Genomic DNA, 16,821 nt, shown 5'->3' with positions numbered 1-16,821 from the left:
TCGTTGGTGCCGTAAATAAAAAACCCGCCTCGGCGGGTTTTTTTACATCTGCATTTATTCAATTCACTAATGGAATGCGTCGATAAAGCTCAATCATATCGCCCGCCAGATCCTGAATAACCATCGCGTTCATCAGGTGATCCTGAGAATGAACGGTAATCAGGTTAACAGGGAGTTTTCCGGTTCCTTCGTCAAGGCCGATAAGCTGCGTCTGGATCGTATGCGCGTGCTTCACATATTCACGGGATTCTTCCATCGCTTTTTCAGCTTCGTCAAAATCACCTTTACGCGCCATCTGCAAGGCCGTCAGGGCCGCACTGCGCGCCGCACCGGCGTTGACCAGCAGTTCCATAATTGTGGTTTCTAAGTCTTCCATTATGGCTCCAGCAGTTTGAGCGCTTTTTCCAGTACGGCATCGCCTTTCATCATGCCGTAATCCATCATGTCGATCACCGCGACCTTTTTGCCCAGCGGGTCGGCCTGCGCCTGCAGTTTAGCCTGCTCGTATTTAACCTGTGGCCCCAGCAATACGATGTCGGCCGTCGCGATATTGTCTTTAAACTCCGCAACCGGAACGGCTTTAATGGTGACTTCAACCCCTTTTTTCTGCGCGGCGTCTTTCATACGTTGAACCAGCATGCTGGTTGACATTCCCGCTGCACAGCATAAAACGATGTTCTTCATAATCAGCCTCGATCTACATGTGTTTATTGATAATTATCCCGCACAGAGAGCTTCAACAACCGCTTTACCACGATTGTGTGTCAGGCATCACAAAGAAAGCGGCATTTTTCTGAAACCGGTTACAATTCTTCGAGTAAGAGCAAAAGTCAGCCGACGGCAGTGCGAACAATACGGTTTTTTCCCTGCTTTTTAGCACCGTAGAGCGCGTTATCAACACTACCTACAAATTGTTCCAGCGGTTCGAAGTGCCATTCACCCAGACCCGCACTGAACGTGACGTGCAGATTTTCTTCCCGCCAGATGCGTCTTTCAACGGCGGTGCGCCATGCGTCAAGCAATGAAAATGCGGCAGCGATCTGCTCGGCCTGGAAAATCACCGCGAACTCTTCACCACCGTAGCGATAGACCGAGACGTGGTGGGGCTGCATTATCTGGATCCCCTCGCGCGCCACGTTCCGCAGGACAATATCGCCGCTCAGGTGTCCCCACGTGTCGTTAATTGACTTAAAGTTATCAATATCAACCAGCGCCATCGCGAAAGGCTGGTGTGCGTTTAATAATTCCTCCACATCGCTATCGAACGCACGGCGGTTTTTGCAGCCGGTCAGCGCATCGTGAGTGGCCTGGCGGACATACGCCATCTCACGCTCTTTATTGGACTGGATGGTATGGCTCAGCATCGCTTCCAGACGCGGCGCCTGGCTCACATCGCCCGTTTTGATCGCGTTGATAATGGTCATCAACACGGTACGCGAGGCGTGGCGCAGATAGAGGCCGAAGAGAATGATAATGATGGCAGCCAGCGCGAAACCCCAGCCTACGATCGTCGTTTCGTGTCGGGTGATATCGGTAAGCGTTGCGCCAGAGACCCGGTAGATAACAAACCAGTCCGGATTGGTAAATGAGTAGTAGTAATACCAGGTGTTGGTTTTTTTGTCGTAAAGATGGCCTTCGCCGCTGGTCATTTTGTCCATCAGCGCTTCGCTGACGTACTGTTTGAAAAGCGCGCCCGTATCAGGGTGCAGCACGACGGCGCCATCTCGCTCGACGACGAAGAATTCCCCCTGAACAGGAGCGACCATCTGACGCAGGGTGTAGCCCATTGACGTTAAGTCAAGATGAAACGCGATCGTACCCTTAAGTCGACCTTCTGGTGAAATCAACGGCTTATAGAGCGTGACCGTCGGATGGCCGTTGAAGTAGTCCATATAGGGACGAGTGTAGTGGCTGAAGATACTGGCTTCAGCATGGGCGACAAACCACGGACGCGTCCGGGGATCGAAGGTTTTACTCTTTTCCGTCTGGAGCACTTCCGGCGCGCGCAGATAATGTCCCTGCGTGTCTGCCAGCGAGATGGAAGATACGGTCGGCATCAGGTTTTGCAAATGCATCATCATCTGCAGCCCTTGCGTCGGGTCGACGTTGAGGGTCTCGTTTAGCCTGTCATCGCGTGCAAAGTACATCGCGGAGCGGCCCAGGATATAGTCGTTTTCACGCAGGATAGACTCGGTGTAGTTCACCGCAAGGTTATGGGTGAAATTGCCATTAATCTTATGATAGTCCTCAAGGAAATCCTTACGTTGTGAAAGAGTTACCACGACCGCGATCAGCGCAAAACTGCACAGGATCCCCGCGAAGCTGAGCATAATTGGTCGGGTGAAAGAGAGCTTTTTGCTGTGAAGTGCCATGAGTTGTACATCGATCCTGATGGTGAAAATTTTTCGTCTGCCGATATCCTCTCAGCATAGTCGCTGTCCTGCGGTTAGCGGTGAATTATACGGAACACGATTTCAGACGAGATGATTTATCTTAAGAATCACTAAGAAATACCTTATTCATACCATTTCGCCCATTTTATGCACGGAGACTGAGGCAGGGCGAAACGAGGAAGAAGCTTTTCGCCCTGGTCAGCGTCCGTTGCTGACCTGATGACAATAAAAAACCGGGCGATCGCTGACAATCATCCGGTTTTGCCTTTCCGTAGCGCCTCGATAATTTTTTACCGTGTTGCAGTGCGTTACATCGTCATTGCGAGGCTCTTCCCAGCCAGCTGTCCCAGTCTTTCCACACAGGCTGCAGTCCCTGTGCCGACAGGGCGGCGGCAACGGCTTCCGGACGCCGTCCGTCATGCGGTGCAAACTGCTCAAGCTCCGGATGGTCGTCTGCATATCCGCCCGGCTGCGTTTTGGAAAACGCGCTGACGTTGTTAATCGCCAGCGGAATGACGCGATCGCGAAACGCCGGGGACTCACGCGTTGAGAGTGATAATTCCACTTCCGGGGCGAGCAGGCGAAACGCGCAGATGGTCTGCACCAGCTGGCGTTCATCCATCAGCGAAGCCGGTTCAATACCTCCTGCGCAGGGGCGCAGGCGTGGGAAGGAGATGGAGTATCGGGTCTGCCAGTAGTGCTGCTGCAGCCACAGCAGATGTTCTGCCACCATGTAGCAATCTACCCGCCAGCTATCGGAAAGCCCAATTAGCGCACCCAGCCCGATTTTGTCGATCCCGGCGCGGCCCAGCCTGTCCGGCGTTTCCAGCCGGAAGAAGAAATCCTGCTTCTTCCCCTTCAGGTGATGCCGGGCGTACGTCGCCTCGTGGTAGGTTTCCTGATAGACCATGACTCCGTCCAGCCCGAGCGTTTTTAACTCCGCATACTCGTCCTGCGACAGGGGCTGAACCTCCATCTGCAACGACGCAAACTCCCGACGTATCGCAGGCAGATGCTGGCGGAAATAGTCCATTCCCACTTTCCCCTGATGCTCGCCCGTGACCAGCAGAAGATGCTCAAAGCCCATGTCACGAATGGCCGCACACTCGCGTGCGATTTCCTCCTCATCAAGCGTTTTCCGCTTGATGCGGTTGCTCATGGAGAAACCACAGTAGGTACAGTCGTTGGCGCACAGGTTCGAAAGATAGAGCGGGACGTAGAAGCTCACCGTGTTGCCAAACCGCTGCCGGGTGAGGCGCTGGGCGCGCTGCGCCATCGGTTCAAGGTAGGCGCTGGCCGCCGGAGAGAGCAGGGCCATTAAATCCTCCCGGTTCAGATGACGGGCATTCAGCGCGCGCTCGACGTCAACAGTCGTTTTGCTGTTAATGCGCAGGGCTATATCGTCCCAGTTAAGCTCGCGCCAGCGCTCGGTAAACGTGCTCATGAGAGCGTCTCCAGAAAACCGGTCAGCGGGCTGGTGGCCTGCGCCTGAAAACTGCGCGAGCCGGGGCCTGACTCTTTGGCCAGCACGCCAGCCTCCACGGCGAGACGAAACGCGCGCGCCATCATTACCGGGTCGTCGGCCACCGCAATGGCGGTATTCACCAGCACCGCGTCTGCGCCCATTTCCAGCGCCTGCGCGGCATGGCTGGGCACGCCGATGCCCGCATCCACTACCACCGGCACGGTCGCCTGCTCGATGATGATCTCCAGCATCGCGCGGGTTTCCAGACCCTGATTGGAGCCAATTGGGGCGCCCAGGGGCATGACGGCGGCACAGCCGACCTCTTCCAGACGCTTACACAGCACGGGATCCGCACCGCAGTAAGGCAGAACGGTAAACCCCTGCTGCACCAGCTTTTCTGCGGCTTTCAGAGTCTCGATTGGGTCGGGCAGCAGCCAGCGGGCGTCCGGGTGAATTTCCAGCTTCAGCCAGCGGGTGCCGAGCGCTTCCCGCGCCAGCTGTGCGGCGAAAATCGCCTCCTCGGCCGTTTTCGCGCCGGAGGTGTTGGGCAGCAGCGTGACGCCGGCTTCCAGCAACGGGGCAAGAATGGCATCGTTGTGCTGGCGAAGGTCCACGCGCTTCATCGCCAGCGTCACCAGCTGGCTACCGCTTTCACGGATGGCATCCACCATCAGCTGCGGCGAGGCGAATTTGCCTGTTCCGGTAAACAGATGTGAATCAAAGACTTTATCAGCAATACGTAACATCTTAGCCCCCTGCGATAACCTGAAACAGCAGGATCTGGTCGCCTTCAGTGACCTGCTGATGCTCCCACTGCTCGCGCGGCAGGATCTGTTGATTGAGCGCCAGCGCCGTTCCCGGCTTGAGCTGGCGTAATTTATCGAGCAGTACGGCAACGGTAAGCCCGTCTTCGCAGCTCATCGGCTCATCGTTAAACAGAATGCGCATCGTGGCCTCCGCATACCGGGCAGTGGCTGGCGCGGTGTAGCGCCAGATGGCGCCAGCCGCTGGAGCGGGCGTCGAACAGGCGCAGCGTGTTGCGTTCCGCCTCCATGCCGCTGAGCAGCTTGATGGCCTCCAGCGCCTGCAGCGTGCCCATCACGCCCACCACCGGACCAAGCACGCCAGCCGTGCGGCAGTTGCGCGCCGGCTCGGCATCGTCCGGCCACAGGCAGCGATAGCAGCCCTGCGCCCACGGCGGCGTCAGGACCATCATCTGCCCGCCGAACCCCACCGCGCTGGCGGTGATCAGCGGCGTATTCTTTGCTACGCAGGCGGCGTTGATGGCCTGACGCGTCGCCATATTGTCCGTACAGTCCAGCACCGCGTCGGCAAGGGCGACTTCACGGAGCAGGCTTTCACCGCTCAGCCGCGTCTGGAGTGCAATCAGTTCGATATCCGGATTAAGCTGGTGTAGCCGCTGCCGGGTGATCTGCGCTTTGGGCTGGTTAATGTCCTCAGTTGTGAAGAGAATTTGCCGCTGCAGATTGCTGATGTGCACCTCGTCGTCATCGGCCAGCACCAGCGTGCCCACGCCCGCACCGGCCAGATAGAGCGCGGCAGGCGCGCCTAACCCGCCCAGACCGACAATCAGCACCCGGCTTGAGAGCAGCTTTTGCTGCCCGTCGATGGCGATATCCTCCAGCAGGATCTGGCGGCTGTAGCGCATAAAATCGCGGTCATTCATCGCCCACTCCTGCCAGCTGTAAAAGCTGTTCGGTGGCGGACCGCCAGTTTGCCGCCTGGGTGATGGCGCTGACGACGGCGATACTGCCGACGCCGGTCTCCAGCACCGCCGGGGCGCGTTCAAGGCTGATTCCGCCGATGGCGACGGTCGGGTAATCGGCAAGGCGCTTAACGTGACTCGCCAGCTGCGTCAGCCCCTGCGGTGCCGAGGGCATCTGCTTGGTTTGCGTCGGGAAGACGTGGCCGAGGGCGATGTAAGAGGGGCGGGCCGCCAGCGCCACGTCGATTTCCATATCATCGTGTGTTGAAACGCCAAGGCGCAGGCCAGCCTGGCGGATGGCGTTCAAGTCGGTGGTTTCCAGGTCCTCCTGACCCAGATGCACGCCGTACGCCCGGTGCTTAACGGCCAGCCGCCAGTAGTCGTTGATAAACAGGCGGGCGTCGTAGCGGCGTCCCAGCGCGATGGCGGCAACCACATCGGCCTCTACCTCTTCATCGCGCTTATCCTTGATGCGCAGCTGGAGGGTGCGAACGCCGGCCTCCAGCAGGCGTTCGATCCACTCCACGCTGTCCACCACCGGATAGAGCCCTAAGCGGAAGGGGACAGGAGGAAAGTCGGGCTGATACATTACGCCTCCTCTTTTTTGAGGTAGATTTCGCCGCCTTTGGCGCGGAAGGTTTCTGACATGTCCGCCATACCGACTTCAATGGTCTGCGCGGCGGCGTAGTCGCGCACTTCCTGGCTAATTTTCATCGAGCAGAACTTCGGCCCGCACATGGAGCAGAAGTGCGCCACCTTGCCCGATTCCTGCGGCAGGGTTTCGTCGTGGTAGGCGCGGGCGGTGAACGGATCCAGCGCCAGGTTGAACTGATCTTCCCAGCGGAATTCAAAGCGCGCTTTGGACATGGCGTTGTCGCGGATTTGCGCGCCCGGATGGCCTTTCGCCAGATCCGCCGCGTGGGCGGCAATCTTGTAGGCGATCAGCCCCTGCTTTACGTCCTCTTTGTTTGGCAGCCCGAGGTGCTCTTTCGGCGTGACGTAGCAGAGCATAGCGCAGCCGAACCAGCCGATCATCGCCGCGCCAATCCCGGAGGTGAAGTGGTCGTAGCCCGGTGCGATATCCGTGGTCAATGGCCCCAGGGTGTAGAACGGCGCTTCGTGGCAGTGCTCCAGCTCTTCGGTCATGTTGCGGCGAATCATCTGCATCGGCACGTGTCCAGGGCCTTCAATCATTACCTGCACGTCATACTCCCAGGCGATTTTGGTCAGCTCGCCCAGCGTGTGCAGCTCGGCAAACTGCGCTTCGTCGTTGGCGTCGCGAATGGATCCCGGACGCAGGCCGTCGCCCAGCGACAGCGATACGTCATAGGCGGCGCAGATTTCGCAGATCTCGCGGAAGTGTTCGTAGAGGAAGTTTTCCTGATGATGGGACAGGCACCACTTCGCCATGATGGAACCGCCGCGCGAGACGATGCCGGTCAGACGTTTCGCCGTCATCGGTACGTAGCGCAGCAGCACGCCCGCGTGAATGGTGAAGTAGTCCACGCCCTGTTCCGCCTGCTCCAGCAGCGTGTCTCGGAACGCTTCCCAGGTGAGGTTTTCGGCGATGCCGTTCACCTTCTCCAGCGCCTGATAAATCGGGACGGTACCGATCGGCACCGGGCTGTTACGCAGGATCCATTCGCGGGTTTCGTGGATGTAGCGGCCAGTGGAGAGGTCCATCACCGTGTCCGCGCCCCAGCGCGTTGACCAGACCAGCTTTTCCACCTCTTCTTCGATGGATGACGTCACCGCCGAGTTGCCGATGTTGGCGTTGACCTTCACCAGGAAGTTACGGCCGATAATCATCGGCTCGGATTCCGGGTGATTGACGTTGGCGGGGATAATCGCGCGCCCGGCGGCCACTTCGTCACGCACAAACTCCGGCGTGATGTTTTCCGGCAGGCGAGCGCCAAAGCCTTCGCCTGGATGCTGGTGGCGCAATATTTCGCTGCGGATGCGCTCGCGGCCCATATTTTCGCGGATGGCGATGAACTCCATCTCCGGCGTGACGATACCCTGGCGCGCGTAGTGCAGCTGGGTTACGCATTTGCCCGCTTTGGCACGTTTTGGCGTCAGCAGGCCGGAAAAGCGCAGCTCGTCCAGACCGTCGTCGGCCAGGCGTTCTTTGGTGTACGCAGAGCTGCGCACGCTCAGCTCTTCGCAGTCGTTACGCGCGTCAATCCACGGCTGGCGGAGCTTTGCCAGACCCTGCTGGACGTTAATGGCGACAGAGGGATCGCCGTACGGGCCAGAGGTGTCATACACCGGCACGGCTTCGTTGTCTTCGTACTGCGGATTCTCTTTGCTGCCGCCGATAAGCGTCGGGCTGAGCTGAATTTCGCGCATTGGGACGCGGATATCGGCCTGCGAGCCGGTAATGTAGATGCGTTTCGAGTTCGGGAAAGCGGTACCTTCCAGGGTGTCGATGAAGCGTTGGGCGTGTTCGCGCTGTTCGCGGCGGGTCAGTTTAGTAGTAGACATAGCTCATTCCAAAAGTGAAGGACATGGCTTGTCAGACGACGGATGAAGCAAGAGAAGATCGCCCAGGGGCGATTCAACAGCAGTGTAACTCTTGTTCCCTTCGCAGGTATTAGCCTGATCAGGTTCCGCGGATCCCGAATTAACGGTCTCAGCCCGTGCTTTCACACTGGGCACTCCGACAAGAAAAATCCCCCTCCGCAGAGGGGCGAATGGTTGTAAATTACTCGTTAATGATTAAGAACTCAAGCCGGGCGCACGACGTTATCTTCGTGGCTGACGTCCAGGCCGTTATCCAGGGCGAGGGCGATCAGCTTATCTTCCAGCGTGAATCGCTCCTCCAGCGCTTCGCCAAGATCGGAAAGCGCCTGCTGGAACTCAAGATAATTATCGTGATCGATGGCATTCTCGAGCGTGGAATCGTAGTAATCCATGATCTGCTGGGTGTTGGCTTCCAGCAGCGGACAAAGTTTGCTGGCCGCTAAACAGGGATTTGTGCCTTCCATTTCGCGGATAATGCGTTCATAAATGTTGAAATGGCCGTCGGAAAGGTAGTCGACCAGGCTCTGACAAAAATCATCCAGCGCTTTTTCATTCAGCCGCATAAAGGATTCTTTGCCAGGCTTAAGACCGACCAGATTGTAATACGCCACGAGGAGATGCTTGCGTACATGTAGCCAGCGATCCACCAGTGTGTTACTTCCTCCAACGCGCTCCGTCAGGCTTTCTAGCTGGTTTAACATGGTCGACTCCGCAAAGTTTAGAATGGGATCTACTTATCCAAAATGTAACCACAATGCTAACAACATGTCAGTGAAGCGAAGGTAGTGCAATAGATATGGATCGTATTATTGAAAAATCAGATCTGGGTTGGTGGATCGTCAGCCACGAACAGAAGTTGTGGCTGCCCGGTGGAGAAATCCCCTACGGTGCGGCAGAAATCTTCGATCTTGTCGGTCAGCCCGCTCTGCGGATCGGCGAGTGGCAGGGCGATCCGGTGTGGTTGATCCGGCAATCTCGTCGTCAGGATATGGGATCCGTACGCCAGGTGCTGGATCTGGACGCGGGGCTGTTTCAGCTGGCGGGGCGGGGCGTGCAGCTGGCGGAGTTTTACCGCTCGCATAAATACTGTGGCTACTGCGGGCATACCATGCACCCGAGCAAAACCGAGTGGGCTCTCCTCTGCGGCCACTGCCGTGAACGCTACTATCCGCAGATTGCGCCGTGCATCATCGTCGCCATCCGCCGGGACGATTCCATCCTGCTGGCGCAGCATACCCGCCATCGTAACGGCATTCATACCGTGCTGGCCGGTTTCGTCGAAGTGGGCGAAACGCTGGAGCAGGCGGTGGCGCGCGAGGTGATGGAAGAGAGCGGAATCAAGGTGAAAAACCTGCGCTACGTCACCTCACAGCCGTGGCCGTTCCCGATGTCGCTGATGACGGCGTTTATGGCGGAATACGACAGCGGCGAGATCGTTATCGACCAGAAAGAGCTGCTGGAGGCAAACTGGTATCGTTATGACGATCTGCCTCTTCTACCCCCGCCGGGTACGGTGGCGCGCCGCCTGATAGAAGATACCGTGGCAATGTGTCGGGCCGAGTATGAGTAGTGTTACACTGAGGCCATGACGCTTAAGGAACTGCAAAAATGACCGAACTGAAGAACGATCGTTATCTGCGTGCGCTGCTGCGCCAGCCCGTTGATGTCACCCCGGTGTGGATGATGCGCCAGGCGGGACGCTATCTGCCAGAGTACAAAGCCACGCGCGCGCAGGCGGGTGATTTTATGTCGCTGTGCAAAAACGCCGAGCTGGCCTGTGAAGTCACGCTCCAGCCGCTGCGCCGCTACCCGCTGGATGCCGCCATTCTCTTTTCGGACATTCTCACCATTCCGGACGCCATGGGCCTTGGGCTCTATTTCGAAACCGGCGAAGGCCCGCGCTTCACCTCCCCAATCAAAAGCAAAGCCGACGTGGATAAGCTGCCAATCCCCGATCCGGAAGGCGAGCTGGGCTATGTGATGAACGCCGTGCGCACCATTCGCCGCGAGCTGAAGGGCGAAGTGCCGCTGATTGGCTTCTCCGGCAGCCCGTGGACGCTGGCTACTTACATGGTGGAAGGGGGCAGCAGCAAAGCCTTCACCATGATTAAAAAGATGATGTACGCCGAGCCGCTGGCCCTGCATGCCCTGCTCGACAAGCTGGCGAAGAGCGTCACGCTCTATCTCAACGCGCAGATTAAAGCGGGCGCGCAGTCGGTGATGATTTTCGACACCTGGGGCGGCGTGCTGACCGGGCGTGATTATCAGCAGTTCTCCCTGTATTACATGCACAAAATCGTCGATGGCCTGCTGCGTGAAAACGAAGGTCGCCGCGTGCCGGTGACGCTGTTCACGAAAGGTGGCGGTCAGTGGCTGGAAGCGATGGCGGCGACCGGCTGCGACGCGCTGGGCCTCGACTGGACGACCGATATTGCCGATGCGCGCCGTCGCGTGGGCGACAAAGTGGCGCTGCAGGGCAACATGGATCCGTCCATGCTCTATGCGCCGCCAGCACGTATTGAAGAAGAAGTGTCGACTATACTGTCTGGTTTCGGCCAGGGTGAAGGGCACGTCTTTAACCTCGGCCACGGCATTCATCAGGATGTGCCGCCAGAACACGCTGGCGTATTTGTGGAGGCGGTGCATCGGCTTTCTGCCCAGTATCACAAGTAAGGAGTGGTTATGGATCTCGCGTCGCTACGCGCTCAGCAAATCGAACTGGCTTCATCAGTGATCCGCGAGGATCGTCTGGATAAGGATCCTCCGCAGTACATTGGCGGAGCGGACGTCGGGTTCGAGCAGGGCGGGGAAGTGACGCGAGCGGCGATGGTGGTGCTGAAATACCCTTCGCTTGAACTGGTGGAGTACAAGGTGGCGCGCATCGCGACCACCATGCCGTATATCCCCGGCTTTCTCTCCTTCCGCGAATATCCCGCGCTGCTGGCAGCGTGGGAACAGCTTTCGCAAAAACCTGACCTGCTGTTTGTCGATGGACACGGTATTTCCCATCCGCGCCGCTTAGGCGTTGCCAGCCACTTTGGGCTGCTGGTGGACGTGCCGACCATTGGCGTGGCAAAAAAACGCCTGTGTGGCGCGTTTGAGCCGCTCTCCGCCGAGCCGGGCGCGCTGGCGCCGCTTATTCATAACGGCGAGCAGCTGGCGTGGGTCTGGCGCAGCAAGGCGCGCTGCAATCCATTGTTTATCGCGACCGGGCATCGGGTCAGCATGGACAGCGCGCTGGCATGGGTGCAGCGCTGCATGAAGGGCTACCGTTTACCGGAGCCGACGCGCTGGGCTGACGCTGTCGCCTCCTCGCGTCCGGCTTTTGTTCGTTGGCAGGAAATTCAGCCGTGATTCAGGTAAACTGCGGCTAATTTTCGATTCGAGACATCATCATGTTACAAAACCCGATTCATCTGCGCCTTGAGAAGCTGGAAAGCTGGCAGCACGTGACGTTTATGGCTTGCCTGTGCGAGCGCATGTATCCCAACTACGCCGCGTTCTGTAAGCAAACGGAGTTTGGCGAAGGCCAGATTTATCGTCGTATCCTGGATTTAATCTGGGAGACGCTGACGGTGAAAGATGCGAAGGTGAACTTCGACTCTCAGCTGGAAAAGCTGGAAGAGGCGATCCCGGTTGCGGATGATTTTGACCTGTACGGAGTTTATCCGGCGATTGATGCCTGCGTGGCGTTAAGCGAGCTGCTCCACTCCCGTCTGAGCGGTGAAACGCTGGAGCATGCAATTGAAGTCAGTAAGGCATCCATTACGACCGTCGCGATGCTTGAAATGACCCAGGAAGGTCGTGAAATGACCGACGAAGAGCTGCGTGCTAATCCGGCCGTTGAGCAAGAATGGGACATCCAGTGGGAAATTTTCCGCCTGCTGGCAGAGTGTGAAGAACGCGATATTGAGCTGATCAAAGGGCTGCGTGCAGACTTACGCGAGGCCGGTGAGAGCAATATTGGTATAATTTTTAACCAATGAGACAACAAAACGTGATTTAACGCCTGTTTTGTCGCACCTCGACTCTTCCCTTCTGCCCCCCGTCTGGTCTACATTTGGAGGGCGAAAAAAAGTGGCTATCGGTGCGTGTATGCAGGAGAGTGCTTTTTTGGCATTTTCGTCGCACTCGATGCTTAGCAAGCGATAAACACATTGAAAGGATAACTTATGAACAAGACTCAACTGATTGATGTAATTGCGGACAAGGCTGATCTGTCTAAAGTGCAGGCTAAAGCTGCTCTGGAATCTACCCTGGCTGCTATTACTGAGTCTCTGAAAGAAGGCGATGCTGTACAACTGGTTGGTTTCGGTACCTTCAAAGTGAACCACCGCGCTGAGCGTACTGGCCGCAACCCGCAGACCGGTAAAGAAATCAAAATCGCCGCAGCTAACGTGCCGGCATTTGTTTCTGGTAAAGCACTGAAAGACGCTGTTAAGTAAGACGCGTGGCAGTGAACAGTTTTAGCGAAGGGGCGGCAACGCCCCTTTTGTCTGTCTGGCGTGGAACGCTCGCGCTGGCAGGTATGCTGCTGCTGTCCGCCTGTAGCCACGACACCTCCCTGCCGCCGTTTACCGCCAGCGGTTATGCGGACAACCAGGGGGCGGTCAGGATCTGGCGCAAAGATTCCGGCGGCGAAGTGCATCTGCTTTCAGCCTTCAGCCCGTGGCATAGCGGTAATACGTCAACTGCGGAATATCGCTGGCAGGGAGATGACCTGTCGCTGATTGAACTGAACGTCTACAGCAAAACCCCCGAACACGTGAAAGTGCGTTTTGATGACCATGGCGAGCTGAGCTTTATGCAGCGTGAAGTCAGCGGTCAAAAACAGCAGCTTTCCAGCGATCAAATCGCCCTCTACCGATACCGTGCCGAACAAATCCGTCAGACCAGCGACGCGCTGCGTCTGGGTCGCGTGGTGCTGCGCCAGGGGCGCTGGCATGCCGATGGGACGGTGACCACCTGCGAAGGGCAGACGGTGAAGCCTGAGCTCGAATCCTGGGCGACCGAACATATTCAGCGCCGTCAGCGTCATTCATCAATGGAAGTGAGTGTGGCGTGGCTGGAAGCGCCGGAAGGCTCACAGCTGCTGCTGGTGGCGAACGAAGATTTCTGCACCTGGCAGCCGACAGAGAAGAGTTTTTGATTTAAGTTCCCTCTCCCCTGAGGGGAGAGGGTTAGGGTGAGGGGCGAAGACGGCTCCGTTACTCCCCCTGCTCCCGCGCAATCGCGCGATAGCCGATATCCTGGCGGCTGAAGCTGCCGTTCCAGTGAATATCCGCCATCAGCGCATAGGCGCGCTTCTGCGCTTCTGCCACGGTATGGCCCAGCGCGGTCGCACACAGAACGCGGCCGCCGTTGGTCAGCACGCGATCGTCGTCAGCCAGCTTCGTACCGGCATGGAACACCTTCGCGCCTTCAACTTCTTCCAGCGGCAGGCCGTGGATCTCATCCCCGGTGCTGTAGCTACCCGGATACCCCCCCGCCGCAATCACCACGCCCAGAGACGCGCGCTCGTCCCACTCTGAGGTTTTCTCGTCCAGCTTGCCCTCACAGGCCGCCAGGCACAGATCCACCAGGTCAGATTTCATGCGCAGCATGATGGGTTGCGTTTCCGGATCGCCGAAGCGGCAGTTGAATTCAATCACCTTCGGGTTGCCCTGCTTGTCGATCATCAGGCCCGCATAGAGGAAACCGGTGTAGGTGTTGCCTTCCGCCGCCATCCCTTTCACGGTTGGCCAGATGATGCGGTCCATGGTGCGCTGATGCACTTCATCCGTCACCACCGGGGCAGGGGAGTAGGCGCCCATCCCACCGGTATTCGGGCCGGTATCGCCGTTGCCCACGCGCTTGTGATCCTGGCTGGTGGCCATCGGCAGAACGTGCTCGCCGTCGACCATCACGATGAAGCTCGCCTCTTCACCGTCGAGAAACTCTTCGATCACGATGCGGTGGCCCGCGTCGCCAAAGGCGTTGCCGGCCAGCATATCCTGAACCGCGGCTTCAGCTTCTTCGAGGGTCATCGCAACGATAACGCCTTTCCCGGCGGCCAGACCGTCGGCCTTGATAACAATCGGCGCGCCTTTTTCACGTAACCAGGCCAGAGCAGGCTCCACTTCGGTGAAGTTCTGATATTCCGCCGTAGGGATGTTATGACGCGCGAGGAAATCTTTGGTGAAGGCTTTGGAGCCTTCCAGCTGTGCGGCACCTTCCGTTGGGCCGAAGATTTTCAGACCCGCGGCGCGGAAGGCGTCAACCACGCCAATGACCAGCGGCGCTTCCGGGCCGACGATGGTCAGGTCGATTTTCTCACTCTGGGCAAAGTTCAGCAGCGCCGGAATATCGGTTACGCCAATAGCCACGTTCTGCAGCGCGGGTTCCAGCGCGGTACCGGCGTTGCCCGGCGCTACGAAGACCGTTTTCACCAGCGGAGACTGCGCCGCTTTCCACGCCAGAGCGTGCTCGCGCCCGCCGTTACCAATCACTAATACTTTCATTTTCTGCTCCGGGAATTAATGGCGGAAGTGACGCATGTCGGTGAAGATCATCGCGATGCCGTGCTCGTCGGCTGCGGCAATCACTTCGTCGTCGCGGATAGAGCCACCAGGCTGGATCACACAGGTGATACCCACAGCAGCCGCCGCGTCGATGCCGTCACGGAACGGGAAGAAGGCGTCAGAAGCCATGGCGGAGCCTTTCACTTCCAGCCCTTCGTCGCCTGCTTTAATGCCGGCAATTTTTGCGGAGTACACGCGGCTCATCTGGCCGGCGCCTATCCCGATTGTCATGTTCTCTTTGGCGTAGACGATGGCGTTAGATTTGACGAACTTCGCCACTTTCCAGCAGAACAGCGCGTCACGCAGTTCTTGTTCGGTCGGCTGACGTTTGGTCACCACGCGCAGGTCGGCTTCAGTCACCATCCCCAGATCGCGATCCTGAACCAGCAGGCCGCCGTTCACGCGCTTGAAGTCGAGGCCCGGCACGCGTTCCGCCCACTGGCCGCAGACCAGCACGCGCACGTTCTGTTTCGCCGCGGTAATTTTCAACGCTTCTTCGGACGCGGATGGCGCAACGATCACTTCAACAAACTGACGGGAGATGATGGCCTGCGCGGCCTCAGCATCCAGCTCGCGGTTGAAGGCAATAATGCCGCCAAACGCGGAGGTCGGGTCGGTTTTGTAGGCGCGATCGTAGGCATCCAGAATAGAGGTGCTTACCGCAACGCCGCATGGGTTGGCGTGCTTGACGATAACGCAGGCCGGCTCGCTGAACTCTTTCACGCATTCCAGCGCGGCGTCGGTGTCGGCAATGTTGTTATAGGAGAGGGCTTTCCCCTGAACCTGCTGGGCGGTCGCAACAGAGGCTTCTTTTACCTCTTCTTCTATATAGAAGGCAGCCTGCTGGTGGCTGTTCTCACCGTAGCGCATATCCTGCTTCTTAATGAAGTTCAGGTTCAGCGTGCGCGGGAAGCGGCCAGAAGGATCTTTGCTTTCACCGTGGTAAGCCGGCACCAGGCTACCGAAATAGTTGGCGATCATGCTGTCGTACGCAGCGGTGTGTTCGAAGGCTTTGATGGCGAGGTCGAAACGCGTTTCCAGTGTGAGCGACCCTTCGTTGGCGTCCATCTCATTAATAATGGCGCTGTAGTCGCCGCTCTTTACCACGATGGCCACATCTTTATGGTTCTTGGCTGCGGAGCGCACCATGGTCGGGCCGCCGATATCAATATTCTCTACGGCATCTTCCAGAGAACAGCCTTCGCGGGCAACGGTCTGGGCGAACGGGTAGAGGTTAACGACAACCATATCGATGGGGGCAATATTATGCTGCTCCATAATGCCATCGTCCTGACCGCGACGGCCAAGAATGCCGCCGTGCACTTTCGGATGCAGGGTTTTAACGCGTCCATCCATCATTTCCGGGAAACCGGTGTAGTCGGACACTTCGGTTACCGGCAGACCTTTATCTGCTAACAGGCGAGCGGTACCGCCTGTGGAAAGCAGCTCCACACCGCGTGCGGAAAGTGCCTGAGCGAATTCGACGATACCGGCTTTATCAGAAACACTGAGCAGAGCGCGGCGGACTGGACGACGTTGTTGCATGGTAAATCCCCTGGATTTCACGATTACAGAGAGCGTTAGATGAATTTTCCTGCGAAAAACTCATCTAACACACCTGACGGGGCATCCTTGTTAAGCGCGAGCATTTTAACGAAAACGTTTGCGCAACGCTCGCACATTTTCACTTTTTCGTATCATTGTGGATAACTCTGTGTGTAAAAAGGTATAAGGCGGGGTTTTGCTGTGGAATGCAGCAGTCAGTCATTTTTCTGTCATTTAGCGGTTGCGGCCTGCGGAGAACTCCCTATAATGCGCCTCCATCGACACGGCGGATGTGAATCACTTCACAGACAGCCCGGTCGGTTGAAGAGAAAAATCCTGAAATAACGGGTTGACTCTGAAAGAGGAAAGCGTAATATACGCCACCTCGCAACGGTGAGCGAAAGCCGCGTTGCACTGCTCTTTAACAATTTATCAGACAATCTGTGTGGGCACTCAAAGTGACATGGATTCTTAATGTCTTCGGACAATAAATGAATACCAAGTCTCTGAGTGAACATACGTAATTCATTACGAAGTTTAATTCACGAGCATCAAACTTAAATTGAAGAGTTTGATCATGGCTCAGATTGAACGCTGGCGGCAGGCCTA

General features: G+C 57.4%; 18 protein-coding genes and 1 riboswitch. Of the genes, 6 read left to right on the top strand and 12 right to left on the bottom strand.

Going from position 1 to position 16,821, the window contains the following annotated elements; all coding sequences use genetic code 11:
- Positions 1–58 precede the first annotated feature (58 nt).
- The 10 genes from UTO39_RS11220 to UTO39_RS11175 all read right to left on the bottom strand — a co-directional run bounded on the left by UTO39_RS11220 (position 59) and on the right by UTO39_RS11175 (position 8,808).
- Positions 59–376 (bottom strand): PTS lactose/cellobiose transporter subunit IIA, encoded by a 318-nt coding sequence (locus UTO39_RS11220; RefSeq protein ID WP_003862327.1) that lies wholly within the window; start codon positions 374–376, stop codon positions 59–61.
- Complete coding sequence (locus UTO39_RS11215) at positions 376–684, bottom strand: PTS sugar transporter subunit IIB (protein WP_266180066.1); 309 nt, start codon at positions 682–684, stop codon at positions 376–378. Before UTO39_RS11215 ends, UTO39_RS11220 begins: the two co-directional genes overlap by 1 nt.
- Before the next feature lie 146 nt (positions 685–830).
- Positions 831–2,372 (bottom strand): sensor domain-containing diguanylate cyclase, encoded by a 1,542-nt coding sequence (locus tag UTO39_RS11210; protein WP_320727182.1) that lies wholly within the window; start codon positions 2,370–2,372, stop codon positions 831–833.
- 337 nt (positions 2,373–2,709) lie between these two features.
- Positions 2,710–3,837 carry a 2-iminoacetate synthase ThiH gene (thiH, locus tag UTO39_RS11205; protein ID WP_320727181.1) on the bottom strand — a complete coding sequence of 376 codons (1,128 nt, stop codon included), beginning with the start codon at positions 3,835–3,837 and terminating at the stop codon, positions 2,710–2,712.
- Complete coding sequence (gene thiG / locus UTO39_RS11200; protein ID WP_320727180.1) at positions 3,834–4,604, bottom strand: thiazole synthase; 771 nt, start codon at positions 4,602–4,604, stop codon at positions 3,834–3,836. Before thiG ends, thiH begins: the two co-directional genes overlap by 4 nt.
- 1 nt (position 4,605) lies before the next feature.
- A complete protein-coding gene (thiS, locus tag UTO39_RS11195; protein WP_061096562.1) occupies positions 4,606–4,806 on the bottom strand; it encodes a sulfur carrier protein ThiS in 201 nt (66 codons plus the stop codon).
- Positions 4,790–5,545, bottom strand: coding sequence for a HesA/MoeB/ThiF family protein (locus UTO39_RS11190; RefSeq protein WP_320727179.1), 756 nt, complete (start codon positions 5,543–5,545; stop codon positions 4,790–4,792). Before UTO39_RS11190 ends, thiS begins: the two co-directional genes overlap by 17 nt.
- Positions 5,538–6,173: a thiamine phosphate synthase gene (gene thiE / locus UTO39_RS11185; RefSeq protein WP_320727178.1), complete on the bottom strand. Its 636-nt coding sequence runs from the start codon at positions 6,171–6,173 to the stop codon at positions 5,538–5,540. The genes UTO39_RS11190 and thiE overlap by 8 nt, the downstream gene beginning before the upstream one ends.
- Positions 6,173–8,068 (bottom strand): phosphomethylpyrimidine synthase ThiC, encoded by a 1,896-nt coding sequence (thiC, locus tag UTO39_RS11180; RefSeq protein WP_320727177.1) that lies wholly within the window; start codon positions 8,066–8,068, stop codon positions 6,173–6,175. Before thiC ends, thiE begins: the two co-directional genes overlap by 1 nt.
- Before the next feature lie 78 nt (positions 8,069–8,146).
- A riboswitch (TPP riboswitch) is annotated at positions 8,147–8,256 on the bottom strand.
- Between the two features lie 54 nt (positions 8,257–8,310).
- Complete coding sequence (locus UTO39_RS11175) at positions 8,311–8,808, bottom strand: Rsd/AlgQ family anti-sigma factor (protein WP_061096558.1); 498 nt, start codon at positions 8,806–8,808, stop codon at positions 8,311–8,313.
- 95 nt (positions 8,809–8,903) lie between these two features.
- Here UTO39_RS11175 and nudC point away from each other — a divergent pair, with 95 nt between their 5' ends.
- From nudC to UTO39_RS11145, 6 genes are all read left to right on the top strand, one after another.
- A complete protein-coding gene (gene nudC, locus UTO39_RS11170; protein WP_080330441.1) occupies positions 8,904–9,677 on the top strand; it encodes an NAD(+) diphosphatase in 774 nt (257 codons plus the stop codon).
- 38 nt (positions 9,678–9,715) lie between these two features.
- The gene (gene hemE, locus UTO39_RS11165; RefSeq protein ID WP_061096556.1) at positions 9,716–10,780 is read left to right on the top strand and encodes a uroporphyrinogen decarboxylase; all 1,065 of its coding nucleotides are present in this window, start codon (positions 9,716–9,718) and stop codon (positions 10,778–10,780) included.
- A gap of 9 nt (positions 10,781–10,789) precedes the next feature.
- Positions 10,790–11,461 (top strand): deoxyribonuclease V, encoded by a 672-nt coding sequence (nfi, locus tag UTO39_RS11160; protein WP_061096555.1) that lies wholly within the window; start codon positions 10,790–10,792, stop codon positions 11,459–11,461.
- Positions 11,462–11,502: 41 nt separating this feature from the next.
- Complete coding sequence (locus tag UTO39_RS11155) at positions 11,503–12,093, top strand: YjaG family protein (protein WP_061096554.1); 591 nt, start codon at positions 11,503–11,505, stop codon at positions 12,091–12,093.
- Between the two features lie 186 nt (positions 12,094–12,279).
- A complete protein-coding gene (hupA, locus tag UTO39_RS11150; protein ID WP_002445246.1) occupies positions 12,280–12,552 on the top strand; it encodes a nucleoid-associated protein HU-alpha in 273 nt (90 codons plus the stop codon).
- A gap of 11 nt (positions 12,553–12,563) precedes the next feature.
- Positions 12,564–13,256, top strand: a complete 693-nt coding sequence (locus UTO39_RS11145) for a DUF1481 domain-containing protein (protein WP_151413566.1) — start codon at positions 12,564–12,566, stop codon at positions 13,254–13,256.
- Positions 13,257–13,314: 58 nt separating this feature from the next.
- Here UTO39_RS11145 and purD read toward each other — a convergent pair whose 3' ends face one another.
- Both purD and purH read right to left on the bottom strand, forming a co-directional pair.
- On the bottom strand, positions 13,315–14,607 hold the full coding sequence (purD, locus tag UTO39_RS11140) for a phosphoribosylamine--glycine ligase (RefSeq protein WP_061096552.1): 1,293 nt from the start codon (positions 14,605–14,607) through the stop codon (positions 13,315–13,317).
- 15 nt (positions 14,608–14,622) lie between these two features.
- Entirely contained in the window at positions 14,623–16,212 is a 1,590-nt protein-coding gene (gene purH / locus UTO39_RS11135; protein WP_320727176.1) for a bifunctional phosphoribosylaminoimidazolecarboxamide formyltransferase/IMP cyclohydrolase, read from the bottom strand.
- Positions 16,213–16,821 lie beyond the last annotated feature (609 nt).

This window comes from Enterobacter sp. 118C5, assembly GCF_034107645.1.
Lineage (GTDB): Bacteria > Pseudomonadota > Gammaproteobacteria > Enterobacterales > Enterobacteriaceae > Enterobacter > Enterobacter nematophilus.
This window is presented reverse-complemented; position numbering and strand designations above follow the sequence as displayed.

What these genes read in the sequence shown, in the direction of transcription:
- nudC (WP_080330441.1), top strand. Translation starts at nt 8,904, where the DNA reads ATGGATCGTATTATTGAAAAATCAGATCTGGGTTGGTGGATCGTCAGC.
- thiH (WP_320727181.1), bottom strand. Translation starts at nt 3,837, where the DNA reads ATGAGCACGTTTACCGAGCGCTGGCGCGAGCTTAACTGGGACGATATA.
- thiS (WP_061096562.1), bottom strand. Translation starts at nt 4,806, where the DNA reads ATGCGCATTCTGTTTAACGATGAGCCGATGAGCTGCGAAGACGGGCTT.
- UTO39_RS11220 (WP_003862327.1), bottom strand. Translation starts at nt 376, where the DNA reads ATGGAAGACTTAGAAACCACAATTATGGAACTGCTGGTCAACGCCGGT.
- thiC (WP_320727177.1), bottom strand. Translation starts at nt 8,068, where the DNA reads ATGTCTACTACTAAACTGACCCGCCGCGAACAGCGCGAACACGCCCAA.
- purD (WP_061096552.1), bottom strand. Translation starts at nt 14,607, where the DNA reads ATGAAAGTATTAGTGATTGGTAACGGCGGGCGCGAGCACGCTCTGGCG.
- thiE (WP_320727178.1), bottom strand. Translation starts at nt 6,173, where the DNA reads ATGTATCAGCCCGACTTTCCTCCTGTCCCCTTCCGCTTAGGGCTCTAT.
- UTO39_RS11155 (WP_061096554.1), top strand. Translation starts at nt 11,503, where the DNA reads ATGTTACAAAACCCGATTCATCTGCGCCTTGAGAAGCTGGAAAGCTGG.
- nfi (WP_061096555.1), top strand. Translation starts at nt 10,790, where the DNA reads ATGGATCTCGCGTCGCTACGCGCTCAGCAAATCGAACTGGCTTCATCA.
- UTO39_RS11215 (WP_266180066.1), bottom strand. Translation starts at nt 684, where the DNA reads ATGAAGAACATCGTTTTATGCTGTGCAGCGGGAATGTCAACCAGCATG.
- thiG (WP_320727180.1), bottom strand. Translation starts at nt 4,604, where the DNA reads ATGTTACGTATTGCTGATAAAGTCTTTGATTCACATCTGTTTACCGGA.
- purH (WP_320727176.1), bottom strand. Translation starts at nt 16,212, where the DNA reads ATGCAACAACGTCGTCCAGTCCGCCGCGCTCTGCTCAGTGTTTCTGAT.
- UTO39_RS11190 (WP_320727179.1), bottom strand. Translation starts at nt 5,545, where the DNA reads ATGAATGACCGCGATTTTATGCGCTACAGCCGCCAGATCCTGCTGGAG.
- UTO39_RS11175 (WP_061096558.1), bottom strand. Translation starts at nt 8,808, where the DNA reads ATGTTAAACCAGCTAGAAAGCCTGACGGAGCGCGTTGGAGGAAGTAAC.
- UTO39_RS11210 (WP_320727182.1), bottom strand. Translation starts at nt 2,372, where the DNA reads ATGGCACTTCACAGCAAAAAGCTCTCTTTCACCCGACCAATTATGCTC.
- hemE (WP_061096556.1), top strand. Translation starts at nt 9,716, where the DNA reads ATGACCGAACTGAAGAACGATCGTTATCTGCGTGCGCTGCTGCGCCAG.
- hupA (WP_002445246.1), top strand. Translation starts at nt 12,280, where the DNA reads ATGAACAAGACTCAACTGATTGATGTAATTGCGGACAAGGCTGATCTG.